The 26,915-nt window shown below is 38.3% G+C and carries 23 protein-coding genes and 1 other annotated feature; of the genes, 12 read left to right on the top strand and 11 right to left on the bottom strand.

Translation table 11 applies throughout. The features are described 5' to 3' along the window. Positions 1-478: 478 nt before the first annotated feature. The 3 genes from BUF11_RS16445 (at position 479) to BUF11_RS16455 (ending at position 4,285) form a co-directional block, all read left to right on the top strand. Positions 479-1,330, top strand: coding sequence for an aldo/keto reductase (locus tag BUF11_RS16445; RefSeq protein WP_073589958.1), 852 nt, complete (start codon positions 479-481; stop codon positions 1,328-1,330). A 210-nt stretch (positions 1,331-1,540) separates the two neighbouring features. Continuing rightward, on the top strand, positions 1,541-2,971 hold the full coding sequence (locus BUF11_RS16450) for a TldD/PmbA family protein (RefSeq protein WP_073589959.1): 1,431 nt from the start codon (positions 1,541-1,543) through the stop codon (positions 2,969-2,971). Positions 2,972-3,010: 39 nt separating this feature from the next. Further along, entirely contained in the window at positions 3,011-4,285 is a 1,275-nt protein-coding gene (locus BUF11_RS16455; protein ID WP_073589960.1) for a metallopeptidase TldD-related protein, read from the top strand. A 122-nt stretch (positions 4,286-4,407) separates the two neighbouring features. Here the strand turns inward: BUF11_RS16455 and BUF11_RS16460 are convergent, their stop codons facing one another. Then, positions 4,408-6,183, bottom strand: coding sequence for a glycoside hydrolase family 2 protein (locus BUF11_RS16460; protein WP_073589961.1), 1,776 nt, complete (start codon positions 6,181-6,183; stop codon positions 4,408-4,410). Positions 6,184-6,443: 260 nt separating this feature from the next. On the opposite strand from BUF11_RS16460, the gene BUF11_RS16465 reads away from it, so the two are divergent. Then, the gene (locus BUF11_RS16465; RefSeq protein ID WP_073589962.1) at positions 6,444-6,917 is read left to right on the top strand and encodes a pyridoxamine 5'-phosphate oxidase family protein; all 474 of its coding nucleotides are present in this window, start codon (positions 6,444-6,446) and stop codon (positions 6,915-6,917) included. 65 nt (positions 6,918-6,982) lie between these two features. Here the strand turns inward: BUF11_RS16465 and BUF11_RS16470 are convergent, their stop codons facing one another. Then, on the bottom strand, positions 6,983-8,776 hold the full coding sequence (locus BUF11_RS16470) for a choice-of-anchor A family protein (protein ID WP_073589963.1): 1,794 nt from the start codon (positions 8,774-8,776) through the stop codon (positions 6,983-6,985). A 233-nt stretch (positions 8,777-9,009) separates the two neighbouring features. On the opposite strand from BUF11_RS16470, the gene BUF11_RS16475 reads away from it, so the two are divergent. Both BUF11_RS16475 and BUF11_RS16480 read left to right on the top strand, forming a co-directional pair. Next, positions 9,010-10,518, top strand: a complete 1,509-nt coding sequence (locus tag BUF11_RS16475) for a methyl-accepting chemotaxis protein (protein ID WP_073589964.1) — start codon at positions 9,010-9,012, stop codon at positions 10,516-10,518. A 356-nt stretch (positions 10,519-10,874) separates the two neighbouring features. Next, complete coding sequence (locus BUF11_RS16480; RefSeq protein ID WP_073589965.1) at positions 10,875-11,408, top strand: GNAT family N-acetyltransferase; 534 nt, start codon at positions 10,875-10,877, stop codon at positions 11,406-11,408. A gap of 117 nt (positions 11,409-11,525) precedes the next feature. On the opposite strand, the gene BUF11_RS16485 is transcribed toward BUF11_RS16480, so the two are convergent. After that, a complete protein-coding gene (locus tag BUF11_RS16485) occupies positions 11,526-13,253 on the bottom strand; it encodes a DUF2264 domain-containing protein (RefSeq protein ID WP_073589966.1) in 1,728 nt (575 codons plus the stop codon). Between the two features lie 372 nt (positions 13,254-13,625). Between BUF11_RS16485 and BUF11_RS16490 the strand changes: the two genes are divergently transcribed. The 3 genes from BUF11_RS16490 to BUF11_RS16500 are packed head-to-tail and all read left to right on the top strand — an operon-like array spanning position 13,626 to position 14,499. Next, positions 13,626-13,868: a hypothetical protein gene (locus BUF11_RS16490; protein WP_073589967.1), complete on the top strand. Its 243-nt coding sequence runs from the start codon at positions 13,626-13,628 to the stop codon at positions 13,866-13,868. 16 nt (positions 13,869-13,884) lie between these two features. Beyond that, positions 13,885-14,130 carry a hypothetical protein gene (locus tag BUF11_RS16495; protein ID WP_073589968.1) on the top strand — a complete coding sequence of 82 codons (246 nt, stop codon included), beginning with the start codon at positions 13,885-13,887 and terminating at the stop codon, positions 14,128-14,130. Positions 14,131-14,160: 30 nt separating this feature from the next. Further along, positions 14,161-14,499 carry a hypothetical protein gene (locus tag BUF11_RS16500; protein WP_073589969.1) on the top strand — a complete coding sequence of 113 codons (339 nt, stop codon included), beginning with the start codon at positions 14,161-14,163 and terminating at the stop codon, positions 14,497-14,499. A 39-nt stretch (positions 14,500-14,538) separates the two neighbouring features. On the opposite strand, the gene BUF11_RS16505 is transcribed toward BUF11_RS16500, so the two are convergent. Further along, complete coding sequence (locus BUF11_RS16505; RefSeq protein ID WP_073589970.1) at positions 14,539-14,883, bottom strand: LytR/AlgR family response regulator transcription factor; 345 nt, start codon at positions 14,881-14,883, stop codon at positions 14,539-14,541. 429 nt (positions 14,884-15,312) lie between these two features. On the opposite strand from BUF11_RS16505, the gene BUF11_RS16510 reads away from it, so the two are divergent. Further along, a complete protein-coding gene (locus tag BUF11_RS16510; RefSeq protein ID WP_073589971.1) occupies positions 15,313-16,611 on the top strand; it encodes a LysM peptidoglycan-binding domain-containing protein in 1,299 nt (432 codons plus the stop codon). A 312-nt stretch (positions 16,612-16,923) separates the two neighbouring features. Here BUF11_RS16510 and BUF11_RS16515 read toward each other — a convergent pair whose 3' ends face one another. Genes BUF11_RS16515 through BUF11_RS16525 form a run of 3 tightly spaced genes read right to left on the bottom strand, consistent with a single transcriptional unit; the run spans position 16,924 to position 19,433 of the window. Further along, positions 16,924-17,718 carry a hypothetical protein gene (locus BUF11_RS16515; RefSeq protein WP_073589972.1) on the bottom strand — a complete coding sequence of 265 codons (795 nt, stop codon included), beginning with the start codon at positions 17,716-17,718 and terminating at the stop codon, positions 16,924-16,926. Between the two features lie 28 nt (positions 17,719-17,746). Then, complete coding sequence (locus tag BUF11_RS16520) at positions 17,747-19,069, bottom strand: M56 family metallopeptidase (RefSeq protein WP_073589973.1); 1,323 nt, start codon at positions 19,067-19,069, stop codon at positions 17,747-17,749. A 10-nt stretch (positions 19,070-19,079) separates the two neighbouring features. Next, positions 19,080-19,433: a BlaI/MecI/CopY family transcriptional regulator gene (locus BUF11_RS16525; protein WP_073589974.1), complete on the bottom strand. Its 354-nt coding sequence runs from the start codon at positions 19,431-19,433 to the stop codon at positions 19,080-19,082. 633 nt (positions 19,434-20,066) lie between these two features. On the opposite strand from BUF11_RS16525, the gene BUF11_RS16530 reads away from it, so the two are divergent. Together BUF11_RS16530 and BUF11_RS16535 are read left to right on the top strand one after the other, a co-directional pair. Continuing rightward, positions 20,067-20,669: a matrixin family metalloprotease gene (locus BUF11_RS16530; protein ID WP_073589975.1), complete on the top strand. Its 603-nt coding sequence runs from the start codon at positions 20,067-20,069 to the stop codon at positions 20,667-20,669. A 2-nt stretch (positions 20,670-20,671) separates the two neighbouring features. After that, positions 20,672-21,397, top strand: coding sequence for a hypothetical protein (locus tag BUF11_RS16535; protein ID WP_073589976.1), 726 nt, complete (start codon positions 20,672-20,674; stop codon positions 21,395-21,397). Between the two features lie 159 nt (positions 21,398-21,556). Here the strand turns inward: BUF11_RS16535 and BUF11_RS16540 are convergent, their stop codons facing one another. The 4 genes from BUF11_RS16540 to BUF11_RS16555 all read right to left on the bottom strand — a co-directional run bounded on the left by BUF11_RS16540 (position 21,557) and on the right by BUF11_RS16555 (position 26,130). Further along, entirely contained in the window at positions 21,557-22,330 is a 774-nt protein-coding gene (locus BUF11_RS16540; RefSeq protein ID WP_073589977.1) for an ABC transporter ATP-binding protein, read from the bottom strand. Beyond that, positions 22,323-23,231, bottom strand: coding sequence for an ABC transporter permease (locus tag BUF11_RS16545; protein WP_073589978.1), 909 nt, complete (start codon positions 23,229-23,231; stop codon positions 22,323-22,325). Before BUF11_RS16545 ends, BUF11_RS16540 begins: the two co-directional genes overlap by 8 nt. 33 nt (positions 23,232-23,264) lie before the next feature. Next, the gene (locus BUF11_RS16550; RefSeq protein ID WP_408606900.1) at positions 23,265-24,218 is read right to left on the bottom strand and encodes an ABC transporter substrate-binding protein; all 954 of its coding nucleotides are present in this window, start codon (positions 24,216-24,218) and stop codon (positions 23,265-23,267) included. A gap of 170 nt (positions 24,219-24,388) precedes the next feature. Then, positions 24,389-24,616, bottom strand: a binding site (T-box leader). A 56-nt stretch (positions 24,617-24,672) separates the two neighbouring features. Continuing rightward, on the bottom strand, positions 24,673-26,130 hold the full coding sequence (locus tag BUF11_RS16555) for a deoxyguanosinetriphosphate triphosphohydrolase (RefSeq protein ID WP_073589980.1): 1,458 nt from the start codon (positions 26,128-26,130) through the stop codon (positions 24,673-24,675). Positions 26,131-26,915: the final 785 nt, after the last annotated feature.

Genomic DNA, 26,915 nt, shown 5'->3' on the forward strand with positions numbered 1-26,915 from the left:
GCTGGCCTTAAACCAGTACCCGCAGATGATATCATGCTAAAGAAATCCTTATTGAAACACTAATTATCAGCTGAAAATATGATACAGGCAGAGATTAGTCCATGAAAATGTAAATTCATCGTGTGGAACTTACTTTTACACAGTATTTTCCAGATGTCTGCTTTTTGTACGCAAAAAAAAGCTAAAAACAGTGTCCACAGTTCTATTATAGCTATATTAATTTAAAAGTAAATGTAATATTAACTAGTAAAATCAATAAAGTAGAGGTTGTGATTACAAAAAACTTCGCTGTAGTCTATAGGAATTTCGATTTACATTCAAGGTACATTCAAGGAAAAATTTTTAATCCTCCTCCAAGCCCTTGACATAGAGTTAACTCTATACTATATAATCAAATTGTACGGCACTTTAACAATTCATGATAAAAAACAAGAAAAACCATAAACTAACAGCATTACAGTGAAAGGAGCAAAGAAATATGAATAGTCTTACAGATACTTATGTACTGAATAACGGCGTAAAAATCCCCTGCATTGGTTTTGGAACCTGGCAGACACCGGAAGGTGAGGTTGCTTATGATTCAGTAAAAATCGCATTGGAATGCGGTTACAGGCATATTGATACGGCAGCAATGTATGGCAACGAAAGCAGTGTAGGCCAGGCAGTAAAGGAATCCGGTATAAAGAGAGAAGATATCTTTATCACCAGTAAGCTTGGCAACACTCAGCATGGATATGAAGAAACCAAAGAAGCATTCTTACAGACCCTTGATAACCTTGGAACAGACTATCTGGACTTATATCTGATACATTGGCCCAATCCCATTAAATCCAGAGATTCCTGGCAAACTGCAAATGCCGGAAGCTGGAGGGCCATGGAAGAATTCTATGAACAGGGAAAGATACGTGCTTTAGGTATCAGCAATTTCCTGCCTCATCATATTGATGCCTTATTAGAGACTGCAAAAATAAAACCTGCCGTAAATCAGATACGCTTATGCCCCGGTCTGACCCAGGATGATTTATCCGCTTACTGTAAAGGCCTGGATATCTTATTGGAGGCTTACAGCCCTCTTGGTACCGGAAAGATATTCAGCGTAAAGGAAATGCAGGAACTGGCAGCCAAGTACGGCAAATCCATTGCCCAGATAGGTATACGCTGGAGCCTTCAGATGGGTTATCTTCCCCTCCCGAAATCCGTAACTCCTTCCCGCATCAAGGAGAATGCAGAAGTTTTTGACTTTACCCTGACAGAAGAGGATATAAGAGTAATAGCCGGCCTGACCGATTGCTGCGGCGGTGTCACAGACCCGGATCATACGAATTTTTGATTTTAAAACATTACGGGGAGTTCCATATACTCCCCGTAATTTCTTTTATTGGAATGATTGACAGGTTATTCCTATTTTCTTATAATAGACTTATGTTAACATAACATTCACTTTGGGCTGTGGCAGAGTAATAAATGCTGTTCTGCAACAGCCCTTTCTGTTTGGAAAGTGGATGTGAATTACCAAGAACTACGTAGAAAGGAAACTATCATGAAAGTAAACTCAAGTACTTACTTACAACAGGTGAAACCTCTCCTGAAGGAACTTTTAGATAACCTTCTTAAGAAGTATCGCTATGTATCCATTCTGGCATCCGATTCCAAGGCAATGATTTATAGTGTGTCCAAGCGCGGAACCGTGATTTCCGAAGACTCCTTACTTAGCGGAAGGGGCTTTGTAGCAAAGATATATGATGGTACCAGCTATGGGGAATATTCCTTTAACGGCATCACCAAAGAACTGCTGCCTGAAATTCTCCGCAAAATAGAAGAAAGCCTGATTCCTCTAAAAAATGCTTTACCAAATGGAATCGATATCATTTCCTATGAGGAATTAAAGGATGAAACTCTTTCTTTCCACGAGAGTACAAACTATCAGGAAAGCCTGTCGGATATGGGAAGCGAAAAAATCATCTCCCTGTTAACCTCACTTAGTGAGGAGGGCAGAAATTATGACCCTTCTGTCCTGGACTGCTCTGCCGGTCTCCGGTTTCAGGAGTATCATAAACTCTTTCTCTCCCGTGGTAAGGATATGGAGCAGGATGTCTTATGGACAACAGGCACAACCATGGTTATGGTATCAAAGGGTGAAGAAATCAAATACTACTTTAAGGGCTATTCCAATCTTGGCGGCAGTGAGATATTAAAGGATATGAAGGAAGGTTTAAAGGAAACAGCAGACTCTGCCCTTGCCTTACTGGACTCTGAACCCATCACTCCCGGGGAATATGACTGTATCTGTACTCCCGAAGTTACCGGTATGATCGTTCACGAAGCATTTGGCCATGGTGTAGAGATGGATATGTTTGTAAAGAAACGTGCTCTTGCTGAAAAGTACGTTGGAGAATACGTTGCCTCCCCTCTTATAACCATGCATGACGGCGGTACTGCCGCAGAAGAAACAGCCACCTATTTCTTTGACGATGAAGGTATCCCGGCAAAAGATACGGTTATCATTGAAAAGGGAATCTTAAAAAGAGGAATAAGCGACAGCCAAAGCGCCATGTATCTTGGCACAGAACCTACCGGAAACGGAAGAAGACAGAGCTATGAGAGAAAAGCCTATACCCGTATGACCAACACCTTTTTCGAGGGAGGTCATGACAAGGTAGAAGATATGATTGCCTCTGTAGAATATGGATTCCTCTTAGACAATCCCAGCAGCGGTATGGAAGACCCGAAAAACTGGGGCATCCAGTGTATGGTAAATGTTGCAAGAGAAATAAAAGACGGCAAATTAACCGGAAAAATCTTTTCCCCTATTGTGCTCACCGGCTACGTTCCCGACCTGTTAAAGTCCATCTCCATGGTTTCCGAAGAGAAGGCTTTAGGCGGCGGAGGTTTCTGCGGCAAGGGCTATAAGGAATGGGTAAAGGTATCTGACGGCGGTCCTTATATCAAAGCAAAAATCCGTTTAGGTTAATGATGCAAAACCGACTACATATAGAAAGGAAGTAACACTGTGCTTGATAAAATATTAAATGCCTTACAAAAAAATAACATAGGGCATTATCTAATAAATGAAGTAACAACAGAAAGCGTAGAGCTGTTTTTTATCCGCAGAAGGTTAGATATCCGAAGAGAAAAGAGTGTCCATGACTATTCTCTGACCGTTTACCGTGATTTTGAAAAAGACGGCAAGAAAATGCGTGGTTCCTCCGCAATCGGCATCTATAACGGAATGACAGAAGAAGAGCTTGACCAGGCAATAAAGGAAGCCTATTATGCTGCCTCCTTTGTATGCAACCTCTATTATGAACTGCCAAAGGGTAAGAAGGAAGAATTCATCCCTTCCACCTCCAAACTGGCCTCCATGCCCCTTACGGAAAGTGCCATGTTAATGACAGAAGCACTTTTTGCTGAGGATACGAAAGATGATGTTTACTTAAATTCCGCAGAGATGTTCCTTGAAAAATCCGTTATCCACATACTCAATTCCGAAGGGATTGATGTCAGTTATGATAAATACACTGCCAGCGGAGAATTTGTGGCCCAGTGCCCCTCACCTATGGATGTGGAAACTTATCAGAGCTTCCACTATACTGAACCGGATACCACTGCCTTAAAAGAAAAGGTAAAATACACGCTGGAAACTACAAAGGCAAGAGCTGTTGCCGTGGCTGCACCAAAGAGCGGCGAATATAAGGTTATTATCTCCGGACATTTTGTCAGTACAATATTTGACTATTATATGGACCGTTCCTCAGCAGCCCTTATCTATCCGGGCTATTCCAATTACACAAAGGGCTGTAAGGTACAGGGAGAAAATGTAACAGGAGACCTTCTTTCCATAAATCTGATAGCCAATGAACCCTATAGTACCGAAGGTATCAAGTTAATAGACCGTCCCTTAGTTACTGCCGGAGAACTAAATACCATCCACGGAAACAGCCGCTTTTCCCATTATCTGAACACAGAGCCTACCGGTATCTACTCTCAGATAAAGGTACAGGGCGGAAGCAAAAGCTTTGAGGAGATGAAAACAGGCAAATACCTTCATGTGGTAAACTTCTCCGATTTCCAGATGGACAGCTTTTCAGGCCATTATGGCGGTGAAATCCGCCTTGCTTTCCTTTGCGACGGAGAAACCGTTACTCCTGTAACCGGTGGTTCCATCAATGGCAGCATCTTAGAAACTCATGGAAGCCTGACTCTGTCAAAAGAGCTTCAGAAGGAAAAAGGCTATGAAGGCCCTTTTGCCATTGCTTTTGAAAAAGTAAATGTAGCAGGAATATAATTTCTTAAAAAGAACCTGAAAGAGAGTACTTTTAATGCTTCTCTCTTCCAGGTTCTTATTCTGTCTTCTGATTCCCACCCATACCGCAAGCCTGCTTGCAGTATGATCCAAATAACTTTATCCTAAAGTTTCGGAATCTTCGTAACCTTAAGGACCTTCCTGTCATAGGTCAGCAAGCCGTTAATCTCATCCTCCACATCGGATAGCTGTGTAAAGACGGCAGCTGAAAGTCCCTTCTTAATAAGCATCGGCAGTTCTTCCTTATATAGCTTTCCCACCGCCTTTTCGAAGTCTTCCCTTGCACGGTAAATCTTATAGCCATAGATATTCTTTGAAAACATATGTCCTGTGGTAGGACAGGCAAAGCCTGCAAATTCCGATAATACAACAGCCCTCTTTTCGGTAACAATATGCAGCTTTCTAAAATAATTATGGATGCTCTTAAAGTCTCCGCCTTTTTGGTCAAACCAACCGCTGGCCTGATCTATCAGCCTGAAATTGTCTATTCCTTTAATCAGCCGTACTGCCTCTTCGGAATCGAACTGTCCCCACCCCTCATTAAAAGGCACCCATACGACAATGCAGGGAGAATTGTACAAGTGCTCAATGGTTCCGGCTAAATCAGCTTTCCACTCCTGCCTGCCCTTCTCATTCCTTCTTGAAAAGAAAGGATACCAGTTATCCTTTATCTTCTCTGCTACTCTTGGGAAGAAATTCGGCAGGTATCCAAGCAGCAGCATATTATAACTGTCACCTCCGTTAACCATATCCTGCCACACCAGCATCCCAAGCCTGTCACAGTGGTAATACCACCGAAGGGGCTCCACTTTAATATGCTTTCTTAGCATATTAAAGCCCAGCTTCTTCATAGTCAGAATGTCATATATCATTGCCTCATCACTGGGAGGGGTATAAAGTCCGTCCGGCCAGTAGCCCTGATCCAAGACCCCATTTTGAAAATAAGGTTTTCCGTTTAAAAAGATTCTCGGAATTCCCTTTTCATCTTTTTTTACTTCAACCTTTCTCATGGCAAAATAGCTGTCCACCCTGTCTTCCCCAACTATTACCGTAAGCCCGTACAGATGGGGATTTTCAGGACTCCAGGGAATAAATCCGGGCAGCGGTATAAGAAGCTTATTCCCGCTGTCCTCTTGGCTTAGAATAAGACGTTCCTTATCCGTAACCTGTATCCAGACAGGGATTTCCGGCCCCTCTTTCTGATTATTCATAGTTATTTCCAGTTGAAGCATGGATTCTTCATATAAAGGGGTAATCTTTAAGTTTTTAATATAATAATCCGGCACCCATTCCATCCATACACTCTGCCAAATGCCGCTTTGTGCAGTATAAAACATCCCGCCGCTTAGGAGCTTTTGCTTTCCCCTGCTGTGATAGGAGGTATCACTGGCGTCCCGTACCATAACAAGAAGCTCATTCTTTCCCTTTACCAGCATATCTGTAATATCTGCAGAAAAGGGCAGATAGCCTCCCAGATGGCTTACTGCCTTCTTCTTATTGACAAACACTTTTGCATACTGGTCAACAGCTCCAAAATGCAGAATCAAGCGGCTGTTTGCCCTTATTTCCTTCACTGTGATTTTCCTCTCATACCACAGATAATCCCTGGGCATAATCTGCCTGCCTACACCTGACAGGGCACTTTCCGGAGAAAATGGAACCAGAATCCTGCCGTCATAACGGCCCGGGAACTCACGCGTCTTTGTTACCGCATAATTCCACAAACCATTTAAAGGGATATAGCTATCCCTTTTCAGCTGAGGTCTGGGGTACTCTGTCAGGGGCTTCTTCTTAAGCTCCTCTCCCCATTTGGTATAGAGCTGATTCGTGGAAGCTTTTTTGCTCTTAATCAAAAACATCTTAATATAATCTCTTATCATCCTCTAATCTCTCCTACAGTAAGTTTCAAACGCAGGGTAAGAATATTTAATCCCTCAAATCAGGGTGTAAAAATCTACCTACAGTATACTACTTAAATATTCTCCTGTATATTATATTACACTTTTTGTCCTAAATTTCTGCATTCTTGTTTATAGTATACACCTGTTAAAGGGAAATAAACTGCTCTTTTCTTTTCCGGACGGCTATGCTATTATAGATAAAATAATGCGCATAAAGCAGTGCAGAAATGGAGTAAATCATGAGAAGAAAAGACAGAGAAATAACGGATATCAATGATATCCTATCCATTGTGGAAAAATGTGATACCTGTAGAATTGCACTCTTTGACAAAGAATATCCTTACATTGTGCCTATGAATTTCGGCTGCAATTACAACAGTACCAACCTGGAACTGTATTTTCATTGCGCCAACGAAGGGTTAAAGCTTGATCTTATTAAAGACAACAATCATGCTGCCTTTGAAATGGACTGCTCTCACAAGCTTATAGCCGGGGAGTCTGCCTGCGAGTATTCCATGGAATTTGAAAGTGTTTGCGGACAGGGGCTTATGGAAATACTAAAGCCAGATGAAAAAAGAGACGCTTTGACCATCTTAATGAGACAATATTCTAATGCGGAAGCCTTTCAGTTTCAAGATAGAATTCTGGAAAAGGTTACTGTCTTAAAGTTAAAGGTAGAAAGCATTACCGGGAAAAGATTATTGAAAAACTGACACCAGAAACTCCATGCATTCCCTTAGGAAGTTATTATCAGGAATGCATGGAGAGAAGCACTATCCTAACAAATCATAAAATTAGCTACACCAATATTCTTTAAAGTAACCTTTGGTTTACAGCCTGAGCACATTGCTGACTTATTGGAAGGGCAGACCTCAAGTACATAGCAGGCATCATAAGGAACTTCAAATTTAAAACACCCATAACGGCTTATAGTTTCGCAGTAAAGAAGGTTTTTATAATCATTGCATACGGAATACAGCTTAACATCCCACTCATGGGACTTGCTGCAATCACATCCCCACACGCAGCCAAATATGATTCCTGGTGTTATGAGACAATCCTTTGTATCTGGGCATACCGGGCATTCCCTAGGCTCTGAAGGGATAGGAACCGGTACAGGAACAGGTACAGGGAAGGGAATAATCTCTGGTTCTGTTTCCGGGCAGGCAGGGCATTCCGGACAAGTCATTGCCGGCATGGTATGGGCTGGCGGTGTAGGCGTCGGTCTTGGCACAGTCGGCCTGGGCGGTGTCGGTCTTGGCATAGTCGGCATCGTCTGTACCGGCGGCGTCGGTCTTGTTGGCATCGTTGGCATCGTCTGTACCGGCGGTATTGGTCTTGTTGGCATCGTCGGCATCGTCTGTACCGGCGGCGTCGGTCTTGGCATAGTCGGCATCGTCTGTACCGGCGGTGTCGGTCTTGTCGGCATAGTCGGCATTGGCTGTACCGGTGGTGTCGGCATGGTCGGCATCGTCTGTACCGGCGGTGTTGGTACCGGCATAGTTGGCATTGGCTGTACCGGCGGTGTTGGCTGCGGCTGTGCGCTCCCGCATACTACTCCTCCTACAAAAGGATACAGATGAAATTCAAAACCGCTGTTAGCATTCACTGCAAAGCTTCCAAGAGCAACGCTGCCGCTTACATGGCCTCCTGTCTGATGCCCATGAAACATGGCCTGTGGTGCTAAGATACTTCCCCATATATCAGACGGCTGTTCCATGTGAATATGCTGGGCATCTTCAAATACATATAATGTATGGTTTGCCTTACTTTCTTCCCCCATAACTCCATATTGCAGATGGGCATGATCACCGGATAAAATACGTACGATAACAAGACTGCCTTCCGGCACCTCTGCTCTGATACCTTTGGTAATAAGACCATTTGGTCTGGCATCAATCTGGAATACATTCTGGGTCGGATTGTTTCCTCTTAATACCCATTCATGGTAATTATCTGTAATTGTTCCGTTAACAGGCAATTCTTCAATACAGCTCTTAAAGGCTTCCACACTGTCTCTGGCATTACTGAAAAAGCCATTTACATCTGCTTGAATCCTTTCTGCCGGGATATAACGGGGTACATCGTAACTGGATATCAGATAATGATTTTCTTTATCCGCAGGCTCCCAATATCTGCTTCCTCCGGCTGCCTGATAGAGGTAAGCAAGTTCCTGCTTCTGGTTCGTCATACCATCCTTTCCAATCAGGTAAGTGCTCCCCTTGGCAACATTGAAACGTCCATCGCCTACAACATGGCCAACAACTACAAGGGGTCCCATAAGAGTAGTGTCTCCTCCTACCATAAAACGAACCAAATCAGGGGAGTAGCCAACCTCAATCCGGCCGTTTTCCCTTTCAAATCCAACACTTAAGCCTCTTGGACTGTAATAATTCCCACCTACGGCCATAGCTCCTTCTACATCCACAATATTATTGGCATCTCCAAATACAATTACATTAAAGCCCGATGCCAGGCCAAAAGGAGTGCCTTCTATATCGTACCATCTGATATCATCATAGGGTATACCAACGCCTGATATAGCCTCATTGTAATAATAACTATCACTCATACATTCTCCTGTATATTACCGTACACGGTATACATATTCTCAATTCATTTTATTCTATCAATGAATATTTGTTCCGGTTCACCGGAGAAAAATACTTATATAATGAGTAAGAAAGTTTTAATTGACATAACCTTAATTATTGTTATAATAAAAAAAAGCAAAGGAGCTTATAATATGCCCCTTTGCCTTTTTATTTTCACAGGAAGACAAAAAATGGGAGGAGTTTTTTACTTATGAGAAAAATAAAAACAATAGCCAGTCTGTACAACGAATCCAAAAGTATAGCAGATGGTATGCACCAGATGTCAAAAGGCTATTTGGATGCCCACATAACTCAGGACGAGAATCTTCTTTTGGCAGATTTGGCAACAGATTTTAATAACATCACCTGTCTCCTAAACAACTATATCCGGGAAATCACCCATGTTATATCCCATCTTTCCGCCGGCGATATGACAATAAGCCCGGACCCCAATGTCCATTTTAACGGTGATTTCATACCCATAAAAAATGCCCTTACCAAAATCGGCAATTCCCTGAAAGATACCTTCGGTTCTATATCACAGCTGTCTCATCAGATTGATTCCATGTGTGCCAGACTGCAGCAATCCTCCAATACCATTGCTCAAAATGCTTCCAGAGAAGCCCAAATGATATCTGATATATCAAAAACAATGACAGACATCACCTACAAGACCGTGTTAAATGCCAAAAATGCGGAAGCCACCTCTCAGTATACATTAGAAGCAAAGAAGGAGGCAGAAACCGGACAGGAATACATGAACCGGATGTTAACCTCAATCGAAGCTGTTCAGGCCTCCACCAAGGATATCGGACATGTCATAGATATCATACATAATATTGCTTCCCAGACAAAGCTGCTTGCACTCAATGCCTCCATAGAAGCCGCAAGAGCCGGAGAAGCCGGCAACGGCTTTGCCGTGGTGGCAGAACAGGTAGGGACCCTTGCTTCCCAAAGTTCGGATGCCGTAAAGCAGACTACTGAACTGATTACCCGGAATAGCGAAAAAGTACAGGAAAGCATGGAAATCACTGTTCTGGCAGCACAAAACCTGACCTCAATCCTCACTTCCGTAGACAAGACCGCTGCCCTAAGCACAGAAATCGCAGAAGCCTCCAAGGATCAGGAAAATGAGCTGAAAAGTATCTCCGAGATTATTGGAACCCTATCGCTTTCCGAACAGGATAACGCCGCCTTTGCCATGGAGAATGCCGCCAGTACAATTACCCTTTTAGAAGAGTCAAACAGCTTAAAGGAGCTTATAAGCCATTTCCGTATAAGAGAAGACTATCTTATAAAGAAAGACAAGCAGCAGGATGCACTTTATGAAAAGAACCTTATGAAAGAATTGACCGGTCTCGTTGCTCCCGTTTCCGAAACTCCGGACATGGACCGTTTACTTTCCGATTATATAAAAAATAGAAAAGATTTGGAGTGTATTTACGTCATGGATGAAAATGGTATTCAGATAAGCCACACAATTCTGCATCCTATGATACAGACAGAAAACAATATAGAATTTAAACCCGGCCTTCCGGGGGATGACTTCACCTCGAAGAAATACTTCCGCCAGGCAATCCTGTTAAAAGGAGACATCTACAGTTCCTTTGACTATATCTCCGGGGCTACGGGCAAATTGTGCCGCACAATCTCACAGCTCTATGAGAACAAGGACGGCAAAAAGTCCGTTATGTGTGCTGATATTAGCTGTATATTTTAAATCAAAAATCTCCCATCTGATTACTTACGGCAAGTATATCAAGTGGGAGCAATCTTTCCGATAAATATCGATCTCCTTTCAGGAAACTTTTCTTATCATAACTTCAACAACTTTATAGTAGACTGTTGTCCCGCTTCGTTCCGTTGCACATTCCAGGTGTTGTTTATATCTGGAAGATTTGATATACTGATATCAGATCTAATTGAAACGGAATTAAAACCATTTCTCTTCGGGCAGAGGCTGATGGCGTAAGTTTATACAAAAAAATGGGCTTTAGGGAATGCTTTAAAAGAGTCGTTGCAAGCATTTAATAAGAGTTAACGACGTGGAAGAAAATATGATTGGAGCATAAACAAATGAAATTTATCACAACAGACCGATTAATTATTAGAAGATTTACCCCGGATGATTGGAAGGATTTATATGAGTACCTCTCAAACGAGAAAGTTGTATTCTATGAACCCTATGATGTCTTTTCAGAAGATGCCTGTAAGAAAGAAGCAATTGAAAGGGCCAAGGACGAAGCTTTTTGGGCTGTGTGCTTAAAAAATAATAAAGTAATTGGAAATTTGTATTTAGCAAAGCAGGATTTTGATACCTGGGAACTGGGCTATGTTTTCAATGAAAAATATCATAATAAAGGCTATGCAACAGAAAGCGGAAAAGCAATCATCGATTTTGCTTTCAATGAATTAAAAGCAAGAAGAATTGTTGCAATGTGTAATCCTTTAAATTCCTCTTCATGGAAATTGCTTGAAAGACTGAACATGAGGCGTGAGGGACATTTATTACAAAACATCTATTTCAAAAAGGATGAAAACAATCGACCTATCTGGGTGGATACCTATGAATATGCAATACTGTTTGATGAATGGTTTGGGAACAATTAAAATAATAAACTGAAAAAAGCTATAATTTATTTTATAAGTAAAAAATCGAGATATCTTTAAAAAATATCTCGATTTCTATGGGTATTTTGGGAATTATAATGCTTCATATTAATATTCTTATTTAGGTCTTAAAGCAGCTCCGGCCTCAACATAAGTGCAAATGGTATAAGTGCCTTTCTCAAAAGAAAATTTATAATAGGGTATAGCCGTCCTTGGATATAAAATATTAGTATTGGGCTCTGCTAAAAATTCACCTGCCAGGCCGTTACCCGCTAAAAGCTGTATTATACTATAATCCTTTTCTGTAGCAATATATGCCTTTGCTTCCTGGCAATCCTTTGTTAAATCCCTGTAATTGTCCACTGGTATACCAAACCCACATTCCACTGCTTCACAAGGAAAATCCAAGGTAATGGTATGTGTCCTTTTATGCCCCTTATTGCATATCTCCAATACGGTTGTTACTTCTATTCCGTCCAATGGCGACCAAATACTTTTAATCGAAGTTTCCTCCACAATTACTTCTTTGCATTGACGCCGTACAAAATATACGCCATCCCGGCAAAAAGCTAACATATTATCCGGTGCCGCCTGATCCAGCTTATAATAGGAACGGGGAACATGAAATCCATAACGGCTGGAATAAGCAAATTTAGCATATTTCTCTGCTGAATGAACCGGGTCAAATCCAGGATATTGGCCGGAAGCCAGTACAACTACATTATCTTTATCCTGCCTGGACACTAACATCATTGGATGTTCCAATTTTTTAACAGAATCCAATTTAGGAAGCGGTTCCTCTTTTGTACTCCAAAATGGATGTGATTCCGGCAGCGCCAATATAAGAAAACTTTTAAAAGCCCAGTATGGAGAGCCCGGAGAATTATAGCCCTCCGCCATGTTCAGATTTGGATAACCATATCCTATTGTTAAGCCGCCGCTTCTATCCAGAATCGGCTTAGAAAACCAATATCTGAAATGACGGTTTATAATTCCTTTCACTACCCCCAAAGGGAATGTATCCACCCCTGCAAATACTGTGGCACACCAAAATGCACATTGTGCAAAGCGATACGTAAGTGAACGTCCATAAGGTATTGCCTCACCATTTTCAGAAAACCAGTAGATAAAATCTTTTGCAAACTCTTTTGCTCTTGTACAAAACCGCTCACACCGTACCTTGTCAGATTCTTTTCTGAATTTCACATAAATCATTGAGTAAAAATGGATGGCAAATGAAATATAGTAATCCCTTTGCTTTGTCTTACCGTCAGAGTACCAGCCATCTCCCAGATAAAAAGATTCTATTGTCTGCAAATCTTCTTCTATTTTATGTTCAGTATTACAAGCCCCAACACTTTGTAATGCTGTATTTACTAAAACCCTGAAAAAATACCAGTTATTCACCGGTAAAGAATAATCATTAATCTGATAAAGCCACGCCTGAAATTCTGACTTTTCATTTTCGCTTAGTGGTTCCCATACCTTTTCTGGCGTTAGCAACAGCCCCAGTGCCATAGGCGCCATCTCTACAAAAGCCTGATGGCTGTTGCAAAGCTTACCCCATCCTCCAGGGTTCGATGATTTGGTACCAGCCTTAATTCCTGCCAGTATTTCCTGCTGCATAAAACTTGAACCGCATCCGGCCCATAAAGGGACCAGCCCCCATAGAATTCTGGCAACTCCCTCTAATCCTATTGTCTTATCATCATAGAGTGTTGCTGTCTCCCCTAAATGTAAGCTGGTAAAATCTGATGAAAATTCCGACCGTATATTTTCACATAGCGTAACCAGGCAATTTTCATAATCCTGCCTGGTTGTAAAACTGAATCCCTGTCTTAGCATCCGTTATTCTACTCCTTTCCTGTTTTTATATAAACATTATAGCTCCTCCCATTTTCATAAGGAAGTAAATTATCCTGAATCTGCATCCCATCCACTATTATAGACGAAACCTCACTGCGAATAATCTGAATATGATACTTTGCATTATTAAATTTACGGATGCAGGTTACTTTGATCTAAATAATAGAGTTGGGTCAATATTTAAATCATGCAGCGGTAATAAGTAAGTATGCTATTTCTACACAAAATACGTTTTATATAACATAAAACGCCTTATTCATTACATTTCCCTCATTGAGCAAACAATTTTTGCTAATATTTACTTGCAACAAATTAAGTAAACCATCATTAAATTATGAGGAGGAAATGTTTATGAAGTTATTGAAAAAAAAGCTAATTAGTTGTATTATTACTATGTGTATGGTCGCAGGGGTATTGTTTAATCCAGCGGTGGTAAGTGCTGAATCTGGTGGAACGGGAATGTTGGTAGATATTGGGTCTAAGTACACTTTTACATTTAGACCCGGCGATCTCCAGGTTGCGTATTTTTCTACAGGTGATGCAGGCAGCTATAAAGTCTGGGATAGAGGCTATCGGAAAAAACAAAGCTGCTAATATTATAGGGATGATAATGGGATCATATGGCATATTGCAAATACCTTCCTTAAGTGATTTGGAGCGTTCATCAATTAAAGAGGCTACTAATGATTTTAAATACGGGTTGAAGATAACTAGTGTTACCTCTTTATATAATGGTACAACTGTAACCCAAAACCTTTATAATCCTTGGACAGCATATCTTTCTACAAAAATAGGAAGCGGTGAACAAAGCTATACTGGTACTTTTACCGATGATATAAAAGTGCTATGGTATTAAATAATAACTCGAAGTAATGTTGGAGAAAATATGTTTATAAAAGAAATCGATAATAATGAGAAAGTAATCAAAAAGGATTTTTATGCAAGCTTATTAATGACTATCTTTGTAGTAACTTTAACTATTTTAAAGAACGTCTTCTTTCCTAAAATAAATCACATTACAAATATAAGCATAATTGGTGACACGCTAATATTTATATGCCTTATATTATTTGATGTAATGTCACTCTACAAATACTTAGTATTAAAATTGAAAAAGGCTGTAATCTATTTTATAAGTAAAAAAGTAGAGATTTTTTTGAAAAATATCTCAATTATTATGGGTATTTCAGGAATTATAATACTTAATATTAATATTTTTATTTAATTATAAAGTATAAGAGGAGGCTTCAAGTACCTCCTCTTTTTAAATAGTTTGTGTTACTAATTTAAATAAATCATCTTTAAAATTTTGACTAACTATTATAATATCATTAATTTCTTTAAATGATATCTCATCCTTATCAATTAGAAAGATTTTTTTATAATTTACTATATAAGATTTGTGACATTTTATAAAAGAACTCTTATTTAGGACTTTTTCGAGTTCAGCAAAAGAACCATAAAAGGATACATGTTTATTATATAAAACCACTTCTATTTTTCTCCCTAATCGTTCAAAATAGTAGATATCATTTAAATTTATTGAATAAAGCAAATAGTTATTTTTAATTATTAATGATTTATCTTGTCTAATATACTTAAAATTCACTAAAAATCCCCCATCTATCTGTCCGGCTACTTTCTTATCTTGCTAATGCAATCTTTAAACTTATCTATTTTTAAATAGTTCCAAGTTAAGCTACATCTCAATTAGTCATTTGTTTGATACTGCCATATTTGCGAAATATATTTATTATTTAAAAATTCTTATTATTTTCTCAATTTTCACATTTATGATTCAAGAAAAATTTACCATATTTTTATCATATATACAATCCAGAAGTGCTATTTGGTAAGCTGGACGTGGTAATCGGCATTTTTGTAATTATTTTCCAATCTCAAAAAAATCCTATTAATATTTTATTGTGATACATTTGATATAAATGTATTTTAACTATTCTCCTCATTTAAATTATACTATAATACTTTTTATACTTAGTTACATATATTAAGTATTATAAATATCTAGAGGGGTTATATGATAATACATATAGTACAACCTGGAGAAACAATTTTCACTATTGCAGAGTCTTACGGTTTCCCTGTTGAGCGATTAATATTAGATAATGGACTGACAAACTATAATAATCTGGTGGTGGGGCAATCTATAGCTATTGCATATCCTGAACAAACATATACTGTCCACGAAGGTGATACCTTACAAAACATCGCTGATATTAATGGAATTACAATTAATGAACTATTAAGAAACAATCCTTTTATGCTGGATAGAGATTATGTTTATCCAGGTGAAGTTCTGGTCATAAGCTATGCTGATAAAATAAGTTCGGTTACTACAAACGGATATTCAACTACATATATTAATAAAAATACCTTAAGAAAAACCCTGCTATTCCTTACTTATCTTTCTGTATTTGGATATCAAACACTAGAAAATGCTCAGATTGAGAGTGTTAATGATTTGGATATTATACAGGAAGCCAAAAAACACGGAGTTGCTCCAATTATGTTATTATCTACTTTAACAGAACAAGGGAGTGCAGACGCGGAAACTGAATACAGAATACTTTACAATCCAGATCTGACAGATATCCATATTGAAAATATATTGTATATTTTAAAAACAAAGGGGTATTATGGATTAAATATATCATTCCAGTTTATTACTTCGAGGAATCAGCAAATCTACGAAAATTACTTAATAAAACTGACTCACAGATTACACAGCGAGGGATATCAAGTATTTGTAACGATAGCACCTAATATTGTCTATAATGTAAATGAGATAACCTTTGAAAGAATAGATTATACTGGTATTGCCAGAGAAGCAGACAGTATAAATATCATGCAATATAATTGGGGTTATTCTTTTGGTCCTCCTGCGCCTGTCAGTTCAGACTTTATGTTAAGAGAATTTTTAAATTATGCTATAACTATGATTCCTCCTAAAAAGATTGTTATCGGCCTGCCTATCATTGGCTATGACTGGGAGCTTCCTTACATCGTTGGCGTTTCAAAAGCAAATTCTCTTTCTTTAGATTCTGTTATAAATTTAGCACTTAATTATGATGCCATAATACAATTCGATGAAATATCAAAGACGCCTTATTTTGAATATTCCGTTGATAAATCAGGCGTCTTAATCCAGCACATAGTATGGTTTATAGATGTCAGAAGTATTGATGCTTTAGTAAAATTGGTACCGGAATATGGATTGTCCGGAAGCGGTGTTTGGAATATCATGAATTATTACTCTCAACTGTGGTTAGTAATAAACACACAATATGAGATAATTTCTATTTCCAATGTAATATAGAATTACAATTTATTCCATATTCATAATCAGGCAATTTTCCAGTAATCTGTGCCCTGTAAGCGTTACCATAAGTTTGGACATCCTCTTCAAACACTATCTCTATTAACCCAAAAGTAAGTTAAGAGCATAAAATACTCATAATAAAAGGCAGCTACCTCCCTCGAGATAACTGCCTTCTATATATATTTTAACTATTCCCCTCAGTTAAAATTACGATTCATTTCATTAATATTTCCATTTTGTTTCCCATTCACTATTCACGTTCTAAATTAATTATTCTGTCCAGCCATAAAAGCCTCTCATCCGTTAAGGCTATTTATCTACTGAAGGTGCTTCGTTCCTTTCAGCAGCCGTATCTTCGCTTATAATTTGTGGTGTGAACTGGAAGGTACCGATAATTGTGGTTCCATCTTCTGCGTAAACAGGTATTGAAGGATTAGAAAAGATTTCTGCATTCATAGCAAGAGCTTCCTGCGGATCAGAAGGTGTTTTAGGCTGTATATCCTGTGAATATACATATCCCTTAACACCGTCTGTTGTAACAGCACTTACCAAATCAGGCAGTTCTCCTGTAATCTGTGCCACATAGGCATTACCCAAAGTCTGGTCATTCTCATTCTCCGGTAACAACGGTGCCGGTGCCATTAAGGCTGCAGCACGGCCGGCATTGATATATAAGGTTGGAGTACTGGTAGTCCAGAAATTGTTATATCCGCTTCCGTTATAATATGTAGCAAGCCCCATACTGAAGAATCCTGATGGACCTGTATATCTGCCAGTTCCCACACTTAATACAGAAGTAGGACTAGTGTTGTAAACCACTCCTCCAGACTTACATAAAGCTCCGTCAGCACTGAATAACTGTGCTCCCGCTCCCATGTAAGCAGTCGGAACATTGACATAACCAGAAGTATAAATGTCTGTATATGCCCATCCCGCAGGGGATTCAGTATTTACTGCTGCCCTGTCATAATAGGTATACATATAGACTGCTCTCCTGGTATAACTTCCAAAAGCTTCCCCTGCCTGAGCAGCAGATACATTCACAAGAATAAGTGCCATAACTGCAATTATAGAAAAACATAATCTGAACTTTTTATTTAACATAGAATTTCCTCCTTCGTATGCAAGCCAACTATTTAATGCCTTTTAAATCCCCATTTATTAAATCATAAGTCCCTATTACTGTCTCCCCATCACGTAAATAAACATTACAGATTTTGCCCGCTTCTTGCTGCTCCATACTATCAATGGTAGCCCCTTGTACTTCTGGATCTGGTCTGTTGCCGATAAAAGAACTTGCATATTCATCAGCATAAACATAACCCTCTTCTGCTTGCCATATGCAAATTAAATCAGGTACAACACCGACCTTACTATTAATAGTACCATAAGTATATCCATTCTCATTCACCGGATAGTATTTTCTGGACTCTGGATTCTTCGCATGTTCATTACCGGTCTCCCCTCCGGTAACTGTTCCAAGATCAAAAGCCCCATAATTACTGCCGGCTGCCACTGTTGTAAAGAAAACCATCGTAGACAATAATATCACCGTTACGGAAACGATGATACTTCTTCTGGTCGGATTTCCGATTTTCATAATCGAAGTAATTCTTTCCTCCACCGGCCTTTGCCCAAAGCCATTGTACATAGGTGAAAACTGCGGTTTTGTTTCCATAAGCTGAATGATCGCGTAAGCATAATCCGGCTTTGCCTCTACACCGAACATCTTTATTACCTTTTCATCACAGGCTATCTCAATATCCTGGTTGAACTGCTTATACATAAGCCATACCAGCGGATTGAACCAATAGATGCATACGGCAATCATAGATAACAGCTTCCATATAATATCAAGACGTCTTATATGTACCCATTCATGGGTCAACACATATTCCAGCCGTTTTCCCCTGTCCATTTCCAAATTCTTTGGAAGAATTATCTTTGGTCTAAATACTCCTATGGTTACCGGAGACACAATCCTATCAAAGGTAAGAACCCGTACCGAGCGCATACTGCGCTGGCTGCTTACCCAATTCCTGGCATAATCATTCTCCGAAGGCAGGGCTTCTCTCATCTGCCTTCGGCTCCCTATATACTTTAATAAAAATAAGCAAAGTAGAACTGCTGTTACTGTAATCCAAACAGTTAATAGTATGTATGCTCCTGAAAACTTATATGGAGCGGACTCAGTCTGGTATGTTGCGCTCTCTGTTCCTCCAGAAAGGACAAAATCTCTAAGAGTGCTCCCCGTCTGGTTCACATTCTTCCTGGCTATAATCCATAAGTCCGGTACCGGTATTTTTATCGTAACAGGTATCAGGAGCCTGATTAAAACAATCTTCCATAATAATGTAAAAGTCTTTCTCGGCAGTTTGTAACCACTAAAGGTCTTCAGAAGCAGTATGAAGACTATAAGTATGGAAGACGAAAATGATATATGGTATAGATCCATGCCTATTACCTCATTGAGTTTCGTCGACTATTTTCTTAAGTTTTTCTATCTCATCCTGCGACAAATACCCTTCGTTTAAAAAGGCTGCAAAGAACTTCTCATAAGACCCTTCGAACATCTTCTCCACCAGTTCGTTTGTTTCCTCCTGCTGGACCTCTTCACGGCTTATAAGTGGTTTGCACATAAACTTGGTGCCGTATCTGGCAATGGCTCCTTTTTCTATACATTTCTTAATTACTGTATAGGTAGTATTACGGTTCCAACCAGTTTCTTCTTTCAGTATTTTGGACAACTGCCCTGCTGATAAGTCCCCCCTTTTCCATAAAGCATCCATAACTTTTAACTCTGAATCAAAAAGCTTCATTGTATTAATCTCCTATAATAACTATTGCAATAGTTTTACAAAAAAACATTACCATATATGCCAGTAATTGTCAATCCGTTTTTTAGCAATATGGTAATATTTTTATAATATTTTTAATATTTTTGTCACTTTTATATAATATTTGTCTTTATATTGATTAATTTCCGCATTCTATACTAATTTCATTGAATTTTCCCAAAATATCTTCAATCTTTAATTCTTCTTTTCCTTTTCCCTTTTAAATTATTTCGAAATCGCATTACTTCTAACAATCCAAGTATGGCTTGGATTTTATACGTCTAACCTATAATCTGAATAAATTTCATTTGATATTGTTCATTCATATAACAAAGAAACTGGAAATCAGGATAGAATACGTAACAAATAAATACTACTCTATAGTATAGATATAAAACAAATTTAGGATATATTGACAAAATATAATAAATAATGTAAGACATAGGTATATATCTACCTAAAAAATAATTTCAGCGATTTGTTTTCATACCGGAAGAGTCCAAAATAGCCATGCCAGCTTTAGAGGAAGGTGATATTATGTGCTGATTTAAGTAATTCATTTTTGTTTTACTAATGTATATTTCAAATTCAAACAAATGCAAAGGAGCAGTAACAATGAGAAGAAAGAAATCAAAATGTATTATGTTAGCATTATTATTAGTATTTATATCTGGTTCATTACAAGTTTCGGCTTATGAATTATATGGGCACAAGCTTACTAATGGGGTAGGTAGCTCTGGAAAAAGCGTTCAAAAATACTACATTGGAGATGGTGCAAGAACTTATAGCGGAGAAATCAATACAGCCATGAGTGATTGGATGAGTACAGATACATATTATGGTTCGTATTACAGCACTCCTATAAATTATAAATTAACTCTCACTCAGAGTGAAAGTAAGATGGATATATATAAAAGTGAAATAGTTAATAGTTACTGGGCATTGACAACTTGGTATGAAGGAAGCAGAAGTACATATGTGAATGCAGAAAATTCTGATTGGACATGGGGAAAGATTGAATTAGATTCTGATTTCGGATTACTAAGTTATAATAAAAGAAAGGCTGCAATAGCACATGAAATGGGACATGTTATGGGACTTAACCATGCATCAACAAATAGCCTTATGCGGTCAGATATTGCCGTTTGTAAAGAAGATATAACAAAGGCACAAAAAGATGATGTTTTAGGCATAAGATCTATATATGGAGGAAAGTAAATATGAAAAAGAAAAGTATATATATATCAATATTTCTCACATTGATATTTTTATTAACAGCATGTTCTAAAAGTATTAATACTGACAACACCTCTGATAAAATTATAAATCAGGATGCTAATGAAACACTGACACATGATAATGTGGATGATTTTAATATAATATCAACAGTAAATAGTAGTGCATCTTTAAAAGCCTTTTATTATAATATTGATGAATTTGTAAACAGCGGAAATTTTGATGCCGTCGTAAAGGGAAAAATAACAGATATTCAATATCAATTTATAGGTTCTATAGCTCGCTCAATATTGACGGTTGAGCTTTCCGAGACTTATTATGGAGATATTGGCAATATAAGTTCAATAATAGTTTATGAAGATGGTGGATATGCAAAGTATTCTGACGTAATGGAATCTATAAAACCACATATAGATATTTCAAAATATAGTGAAGAAGAACGAAGTAATAGTATTGTGGATTACTGTTTTATGGATGCAAAACATTCACAAGTAGGTGATGAAGTAGTGATGTTTTTAACGTTGAATTCTCCACCTCTGCCTGAAGATTCCTTTTATATAACTTCCAGTGTTTTTGGCAAATATACGTTAAATGGAAATATATATGAAAGACCAGTATATGACGTAGGTTCTGAAAGACAAAGTGAAGTAGAAAACCAAGTAGATATAGAAACAATGAATAAAGCATTATCTAAACTGTCAAATAATTAATCTCAGGAGTATCCCAAAGTGAACCTGTTGATAAACTCTGCTTTTTAATACGCATTAAAAAATATCTATTTGCGAAGGTTTTTAAAGTTAAGTTCTTCAAAAATGCACTTTGGGTTACTCTCAATATCATGGCGCATTAACGCTCCGCCAAAGGATATTCTAATTTCCGCATTCTATACTAATTTCATTGAATTTTCCCAGAATATCTTCAATTTTTAACTCTTCTTTTTCTTTTCCCTTCTTGTCTATGACAGCTTCTCCCTTATGAAACATCAAAAGTCTGCTGCCGTATTCTATCGCATATCTTAGGTTATGGGTAACCATAATGGTAGTCAGCGCTTTTTCTTTTACTATGCGGTCAGTCAGTTCCATAATGGTTTCCGCTGTTTTCGGATCAAGGGCTGCCGTATGTTCATCCAGGATGAGGAATTCAATTGGTGTTATGGTAGTCATTAACAGCGCCAGCGCCTGCCGTTGTCCTCCGGAAAGGGAGCCGACTGTGATATCCAGCTTATCCTCCAATCCAAGCCCCAGTACTTTTAAGCTTTCCCTATAATAATCAATCCGTTTCTTATCCGTTCCTCTGCCAAGGTGAAAGCTCTTACCCTTGTTGTCTGCCAGGGAAAGATTCTCTAAGATTGTCATGGAAGGGCAGGTTCCCATTGCCGGATTCTGGAATACTCTTCCAATGTTCCTTATACGCTTATATTCCGGCTTCTTTGTAATGTCCGTATCATTTATTATTATTGCCCCTCTGTCTAAAGGAATACTCCCGCAGATAATATTCAGCAGAGAGGTTTTGCCGGAACCGTTGCTTCCAACAATGGAAAGGAACTCTCCCTTTTCTACCTTGAGGTTAAAATCATGAAAAAGGCACATTTCGTTAATGGTTCCAGGATTATAATATTTCGAAATGTCTTTTAATTCAAGCACGGGAATTCACCTTCCTTTTTCTGTCATTGCTAAGTATTAAAATTGCAAGGAACAATACTGCTGTTATCAGTTTCATATCCGATGGAGAAAGACCAATGGCAATGGCAATGGAAACACAAGCCTTATAAATTATTGTACCGATTATTACGGCTGTCGTCGCTTTTACTTTTTCTTTTCTTCGGAAGAGATTGATTCCGATAATTACACTGGCAAGCCCTATAACAATGGAGCCGGTTCCTGATGATATCTCAAAGAAGCCGCTTTTCTGGGTATAGATACAGCCTGAAAGTGCTACAAGTCCATTTGCCAGTGCAAGGCCTACTATTTTTACAGTCCCCTTATCCTTTGCCAGTGAAGTTACCAATACCTCATTATCCCCTACCGCCCGAAGCAGATAGCCCGATTTTGTCTTCATGTAAAAATCCAGCAGAAGCTTCATAAACAGGGCAATAAAAAGTAGGATAATAAGTGTCTCATAGGGTTTTACTGCTTCCGGCACGAGTTTTTTTAGAAATGCATTTTCAAAGATGGTATCCTTATCAAATATTGCAACATTGGATCTTCCGGCAATCCTTAAATTTATAGAATACAGGGCCGTCATCATAATAATACCTGACAGCAGATCTCTTACTTTGAATTTTACATGGATTATTCCCGTTAAGGTTCCTGCAAGGGTTCCGGCTATAAAGGCAAACAAAAGCGTTAAGACCGGGTTTACTCCTTTTAATATTAAAACCGCCGCTACGGCACCTCCCAAAGGGAAAGTGCCGTCTACGGACAAATCAGGAAAATCCAGAATTTTATAGGTAATATAAACTCCAAAGGCTAAAATCGCATAAACTAAGCCTTCTTCCAGTACACCGGTAGCAATATCGATAATGGTCTGTAAAATGTATGCCATTGTGATTTCCTTTCTATGGCTTTTCCTATTGTGTTATTCTGCTATGGAATCAAACATTTCCTTGGCGGAATCGGTAAGGTCTTTTGGTAAGTCAATTCCCAGGTCCTTTGCTGCGGCTGTATTTCCGTAGAAAGCTGCCTGATCGATTATTTCAAAGTTCATATCGGAGGCTTTCTTCTCGCCTTTTAAAACTTTAGCAGCCATCTTACCGGTCTTAACGCCAAGGTCATAGTAATCAATTCCGACCGTTGCCAGACAGCCTTTTTTAACCTGCTCTATCTCACTTCCAAAAACGGGAATTTTCTTTTCTCCTGCTTTCTTTAAGATTACAGGCAGGGAACTTACTACTGTATTGTCGGTAAGGTTGCTAACGCAATCTACTTTGGTTAAGAGATTGTCTGTTGCCAGTGGAATATCTGCTGTTGCGGTTATTCCGCTTTCTACTATTTCAAAGCCATAATTTCCAGCCAATGCTTTGTACTCTTCTATGGCGGATACGGAGTTTGCTTCACTGGTGTTGTAGAGGATGCCTATTTTCTTAGCATCCGGAAGTATTTCTCTTATCATCTTTAGCTGCTGTTCTACCGGAAGTTTATCACTGGTTCCGGTTACATTTCCAGCCGGTGTCTTATCATCATTTGCAAGCTTTGCCAGTACCGGGTCTGTTACAGCGGTAAAGATTACCGGTATCTTTGTATTCTTAGCGGCACCGTAAGCATTTTGTGCCATAGGTGTTGCAATAGCACAGATTAAGTCTACCTTCTTTGATACAAAGCCGTCTGCTATCTGCCCTGCCAGAGAATTATCTGCCTGGGCGTTCTCATATTCTACCTTTAAGTTCTTTCCTTCTTCATATCCTTCGCTTTTTAGTCCTGCCAGGAATCCTTCCCTGCAATTGTCAAGGGATGGATGTTCTGCATACTGACCAATACCAATGGTCACCGTATCCCCTTTTCCTGCGCTGCAGCCGTACAGCAGAGCCATCATAAGCACAAATACCATCATTCCAGCAATTCTTCTTTTCATAAATATAACCTCCTTATATGCTTTCGATTATATCAGGCTGTGTTGGCAGGCCCTATTTTTGGGTGACTGTTACTTTTCGTGGCCATGTCTTTTATCTGTTTTTGCATAAAAAAACGCCTCAAGTTATATTAACTTGAGACGAATATTATCCGCGGTACCACTCAATTTGACAAAAGTCCACTTTATCATATACCAACATATATGCCATACTGGTAACGGCTATGGTCGCCGTCAACGCCTACTCTACTTCGGGTTGCCCTCAAAAGTCCATTCAGCAGATGTATCCATACCCTTTTCCACCAATAAGGGCTCTCTGTTATGAATTCCAATTGCCTACTTCTCTTTCTCAACGGTTTTACTTATTTGTATTTTTATAGTAATATGCATGAGATGATTTGTCAAGTGTAATTATTTATTAAATTCCATTTAATTCTTGATATATATTTTTAGCATATGAATCTGTCATTCCGCTAATATAATCTGTAACCATCAGAAATCTTAAATACAGATTTTCAGCCTCGTCTTCTGTCTTTGCACATCTATAATCTTCCTTGTAATTTGCAGATATTATGCTTATTAATTTTTTATCAGCTTTTGATATCTGGTACTCTTCATTCTCCGCATCGCTTTCAACGTCCCAATACAGAGCCGCATAAATAAAATCATCCATTAATGCACTGATAATTTTCTTCGCAGATAATTCCAACTTTAATATTTCATTATTGTCATATACAAATTCAATCATTGCACCTTTTAGGATTTTTATTGATTCCTGATGATTGGTTTCATAAAACATATCTTGTTTAAATATACCATTCATAATATCATCATAATTTTTTGAAAATCTATAAGATACTACGTACATCAGCCATTTTCTTACAAGTTCCATCCATTTCTGGAAAGCCACCAAATCGCTTTCTGTACCGCTTCCAGTCTCGTCAATACGTTTCTTTAAGTCTGAAATCAGTTCCTGGGTATATTTCTTATAAGAAGGATTCGCAATTTCACTTGTCTTTCTGTCAAAATACTCAATAAATTGATCTACCGAAAACAAGTTCTTTTTTAACGCATCTTCTAAATCGGCAGTGGCATATGCTATGTCGTCCGCTGCTTCCATTAAGTAAACAAGGGGATGACGGATATATTCTTCTCCATTCTTTGTCCCTGTAGCACCGCAAACCAATTCCATTGTATTTCTTTCTGCATAAAAATACCCTAACTTATGCTTTTTTACATCCTCATCTTTCGAATTAAAACCAATTGAACTCGTGGGATATTTTATGAGTGTATTTAACACCCCATAAGTCAGATTTACATCATATCCTTCTTGATTATTTTTTACTTTTGAAAGAATTCTCAAGGCCTGTGCATTACCTTCAAAATTCTCTAAGTCCATTTTCATTTGCTCTTTCAGAACTTTGGCAACCGGTTTACCCTTATATTTAAAATTTTTATTTTGAAATTCTTTTCTAAACCATTCTCCAATAACTACTTCTCCAAAATGGCCAAATGGCGGATTTCCAATATCATGCAGCAATCCTGCACAGGACAGCATTACCGGTATTTCATCCGTGACTTCACTATTGTTTCTAAAAACCTCCTGCAAGTAAGGAGTAATGTTCCTTGTTATCATTATCCCCAATTGCCTTGCAATAGTAGAAACCTCAATTGAATGCGTTAATCTGGTTCTTACAAAATCACTTTTATCCAATGGAAATACTTGTGTCTTATCTTGCAGCCTTCTAAATGCAGCACTCGATATAATTGACTCATAGTCCTTTTCCAAATCACTTATCGGATATCTTATAAAAATATCCGGCTCTTGCTCCCTCTCTACTTGTGTATCTAATGACAATAATTTAGTCCACTCCATAATGTACCTCTCTGATAAAACTTCTAATAATATAATTGATTGCTAGCTTTATTCGTGACAGTACTTATCACTCCAAAGCTGAACTTCAATATATGTGTACTGCTCTTTAACGCTGCTTAGAAACCAGCTGGCATCCCCATTAGATTTGAACTTATGTTACTAAGCGGTAATTTGATGATTTTACCTTTATCAAACCTATTGTATAACCATTCTTCGGTTCTGATTCTTCACGGATAATAATTTTCAAAATCTGCAAATCGACCAAATGCTGTTCCGTTATATTTATTCGATAAATCTTTAGTCTTTGCAAAAGCTTCTGTCTTTGATAGCCTTGTAATACTATTTAAAGGAGAATGATTTTGATTACAATAATTTATTTATAGTACATGTCTCCTGCCTATCTTACTAACCATGCAATCGTATATTATATAAATCACCTCGGGTTTGCATTTGCCAACAGATACGAATTAATTTGTACTATTAATAATACACCTAGATACATAATTTTACCACATCAAGTAATGTATGAATCAGTTTTTTCCAAAGTTGTTTTAAAATCCTTAAAGGTAATCTATAAACTCTGATAAATCGGATTCTATCCCCGACAACTTTTGAGTTTCAAATCCTTAGAGGTAATCTATAAACTGTATCTGTAATGTTCGATTTTCTCATAGGCAACCTGGTTTCAAATCCTTAGAGGTAATCTATAAACCTATCCCCAATAATTTTTGAAATATCATTCATTTTATGGTTTCAAATCCTTAAAGGTAATCTATAAACTTACC

It is taken from the genome of Anaerocolumna xylanovorans DSM 12503 (assembly GCF_900143645.1).
Classification (GTDB): domain Bacteria; phylum Bacillota; class Clostridia; order Lachnospirales; family Lachnospiraceae; genus Anaerocolumna; species Anaerocolumna xylanovorans.

Excerpts from the sequence above, each read along its gene's own strand:
- BUF11_RS16445 (WP_073589958.1), top strand. The coding sequence starts at position 479 with ATGAATAGTCTTACAGATACTTATGTACTGAATAACGGCGTAAAAATC.
- BUF11_RS16450 (WP_073589959.1), top strand. The coding sequence starts at position 1,541 with ATGAAAGTAAACTCAAGTACTTACTTACAACAGGTGAAACCTCTCCTG.
- BUF11_RS16460 (WP_073589961.1), bottom strand. The coding sequence starts at position 6,183 with ATGATAAGAGATTATATTAAGATGTTTTTGATTAAGAGCAAAAAAGCT.
- BUF11_RS16465 (WP_073589962.1), top strand. The coding sequence starts at position 6,444 with ATGAGAAGAAAAGACAGAGAAATAACGGATATCAATGATATCCTATCC.
- BUF11_RS16470 (WP_073589963.1), bottom strand. The coding sequence starts at position 8,776 with ATGAGTGATAGTTATTATTACAATGAGGCTATATCAGGCGTTGGTATA.
- BUF11_RS16475 (WP_073589964.1), top strand. The coding sequence starts at position 9,010 with ATGAGAAAAATAAAAACAATAGCCAGTCTGTACAACGAATCCAAAAGT.
- BUF11_RS16480 (WP_073589965.1), top strand. The coding sequence starts at position 10,875 with ATGAAATTTATCACAACAGACCGATTAATTATTAGAAGATTTACCCCG.
- BUF11_RS16485 (WP_073589966.1), bottom strand. The coding sequence starts at position 13,253 with ATGCTAAGACAGGGATTCAGTTTTACAACCAGGCAGGATTATGAAAAT.
- BUF11_RS16490 (WP_073589967.1), top strand. The coding sequence starts at position 13,626 with ATGAAGTTATTGAAAAAAAAGCTAATTAGTTGTATTATTACTATGTGT.
- BUF11_RS16495 (WP_073589968.1), top strand. The coding sequence starts at position 13,885 with ATGGGATCATATGGCATATTGCAAATACCTTCCTTAAGTGATTTGGAG.
- BUF11_RS16500 (WP_073589969.1), top strand. The coding sequence starts at position 14,161 with ATGTTTATAAAAGAAATCGATAATAATGAGAAAGTAATCAAAAAGGAT.
- BUF11_RS16510 (WP_073589971.1), top strand. The coding sequence starts at position 15,313 with ATGATAATACATATAGTACAACCTGGAGAAACAATTTTCACTATTGCA.
- BUF11_RS16515 (WP_073589972.1), bottom strand. The coding sequence starts at position 17,718 with ATGTTAAATAAAAAGTTCAGATTATGTTTTTCTATAATTGCAGTTATG.
- BUF11_RS16520 (WP_073589973.1), bottom strand. The coding sequence starts at position 19,069 with ATGGATCTATACCATATATCATTTTCGTCTTCCATACTTATAGTCTTC.
- BUF11_RS16525 (WP_073589974.1), bottom strand. The coding sequence starts at position 19,433 with ATGAAGCTTTTTGATTCAGAGTTAAAAGTTATGGATGCTTTATGGAAA.
- BUF11_RS16530 (WP_073589975.1), top strand. The coding sequence starts at position 20,067 with ATGAGAAGAAAGAAATCAAAATGTATTATGTTAGCATTATTATTAGTA.
- BUF11_RS16535 (WP_073589976.1), top strand. The coding sequence starts at position 20,672 with ATGAAAAAGAAAAGTATATATATATCAATATTTCTCACATTGATATTT.
- BUF11_RS16545 (WP_073589978.1), bottom strand. The coding sequence starts at position 23,231 with ATGGCATACATTTTACAGACCATTATCGATATTGCTACCGGTGTACTG.
- BUF11_RS16550 (WP_408606900.1), bottom strand. The coding sequence starts at position 24,218 with ATGATGGCTCTGCTGTACGGCTGCAGCGCAGGAAAAGGGGATACGGTG.
- BUF11_RS16555 (WP_073589980.1), bottom strand. The coding sequence starts at position 26,130 with ATGGAGTGGACTAAATTATTGTCATTAGATACACAAGTAGAGAGGGAG.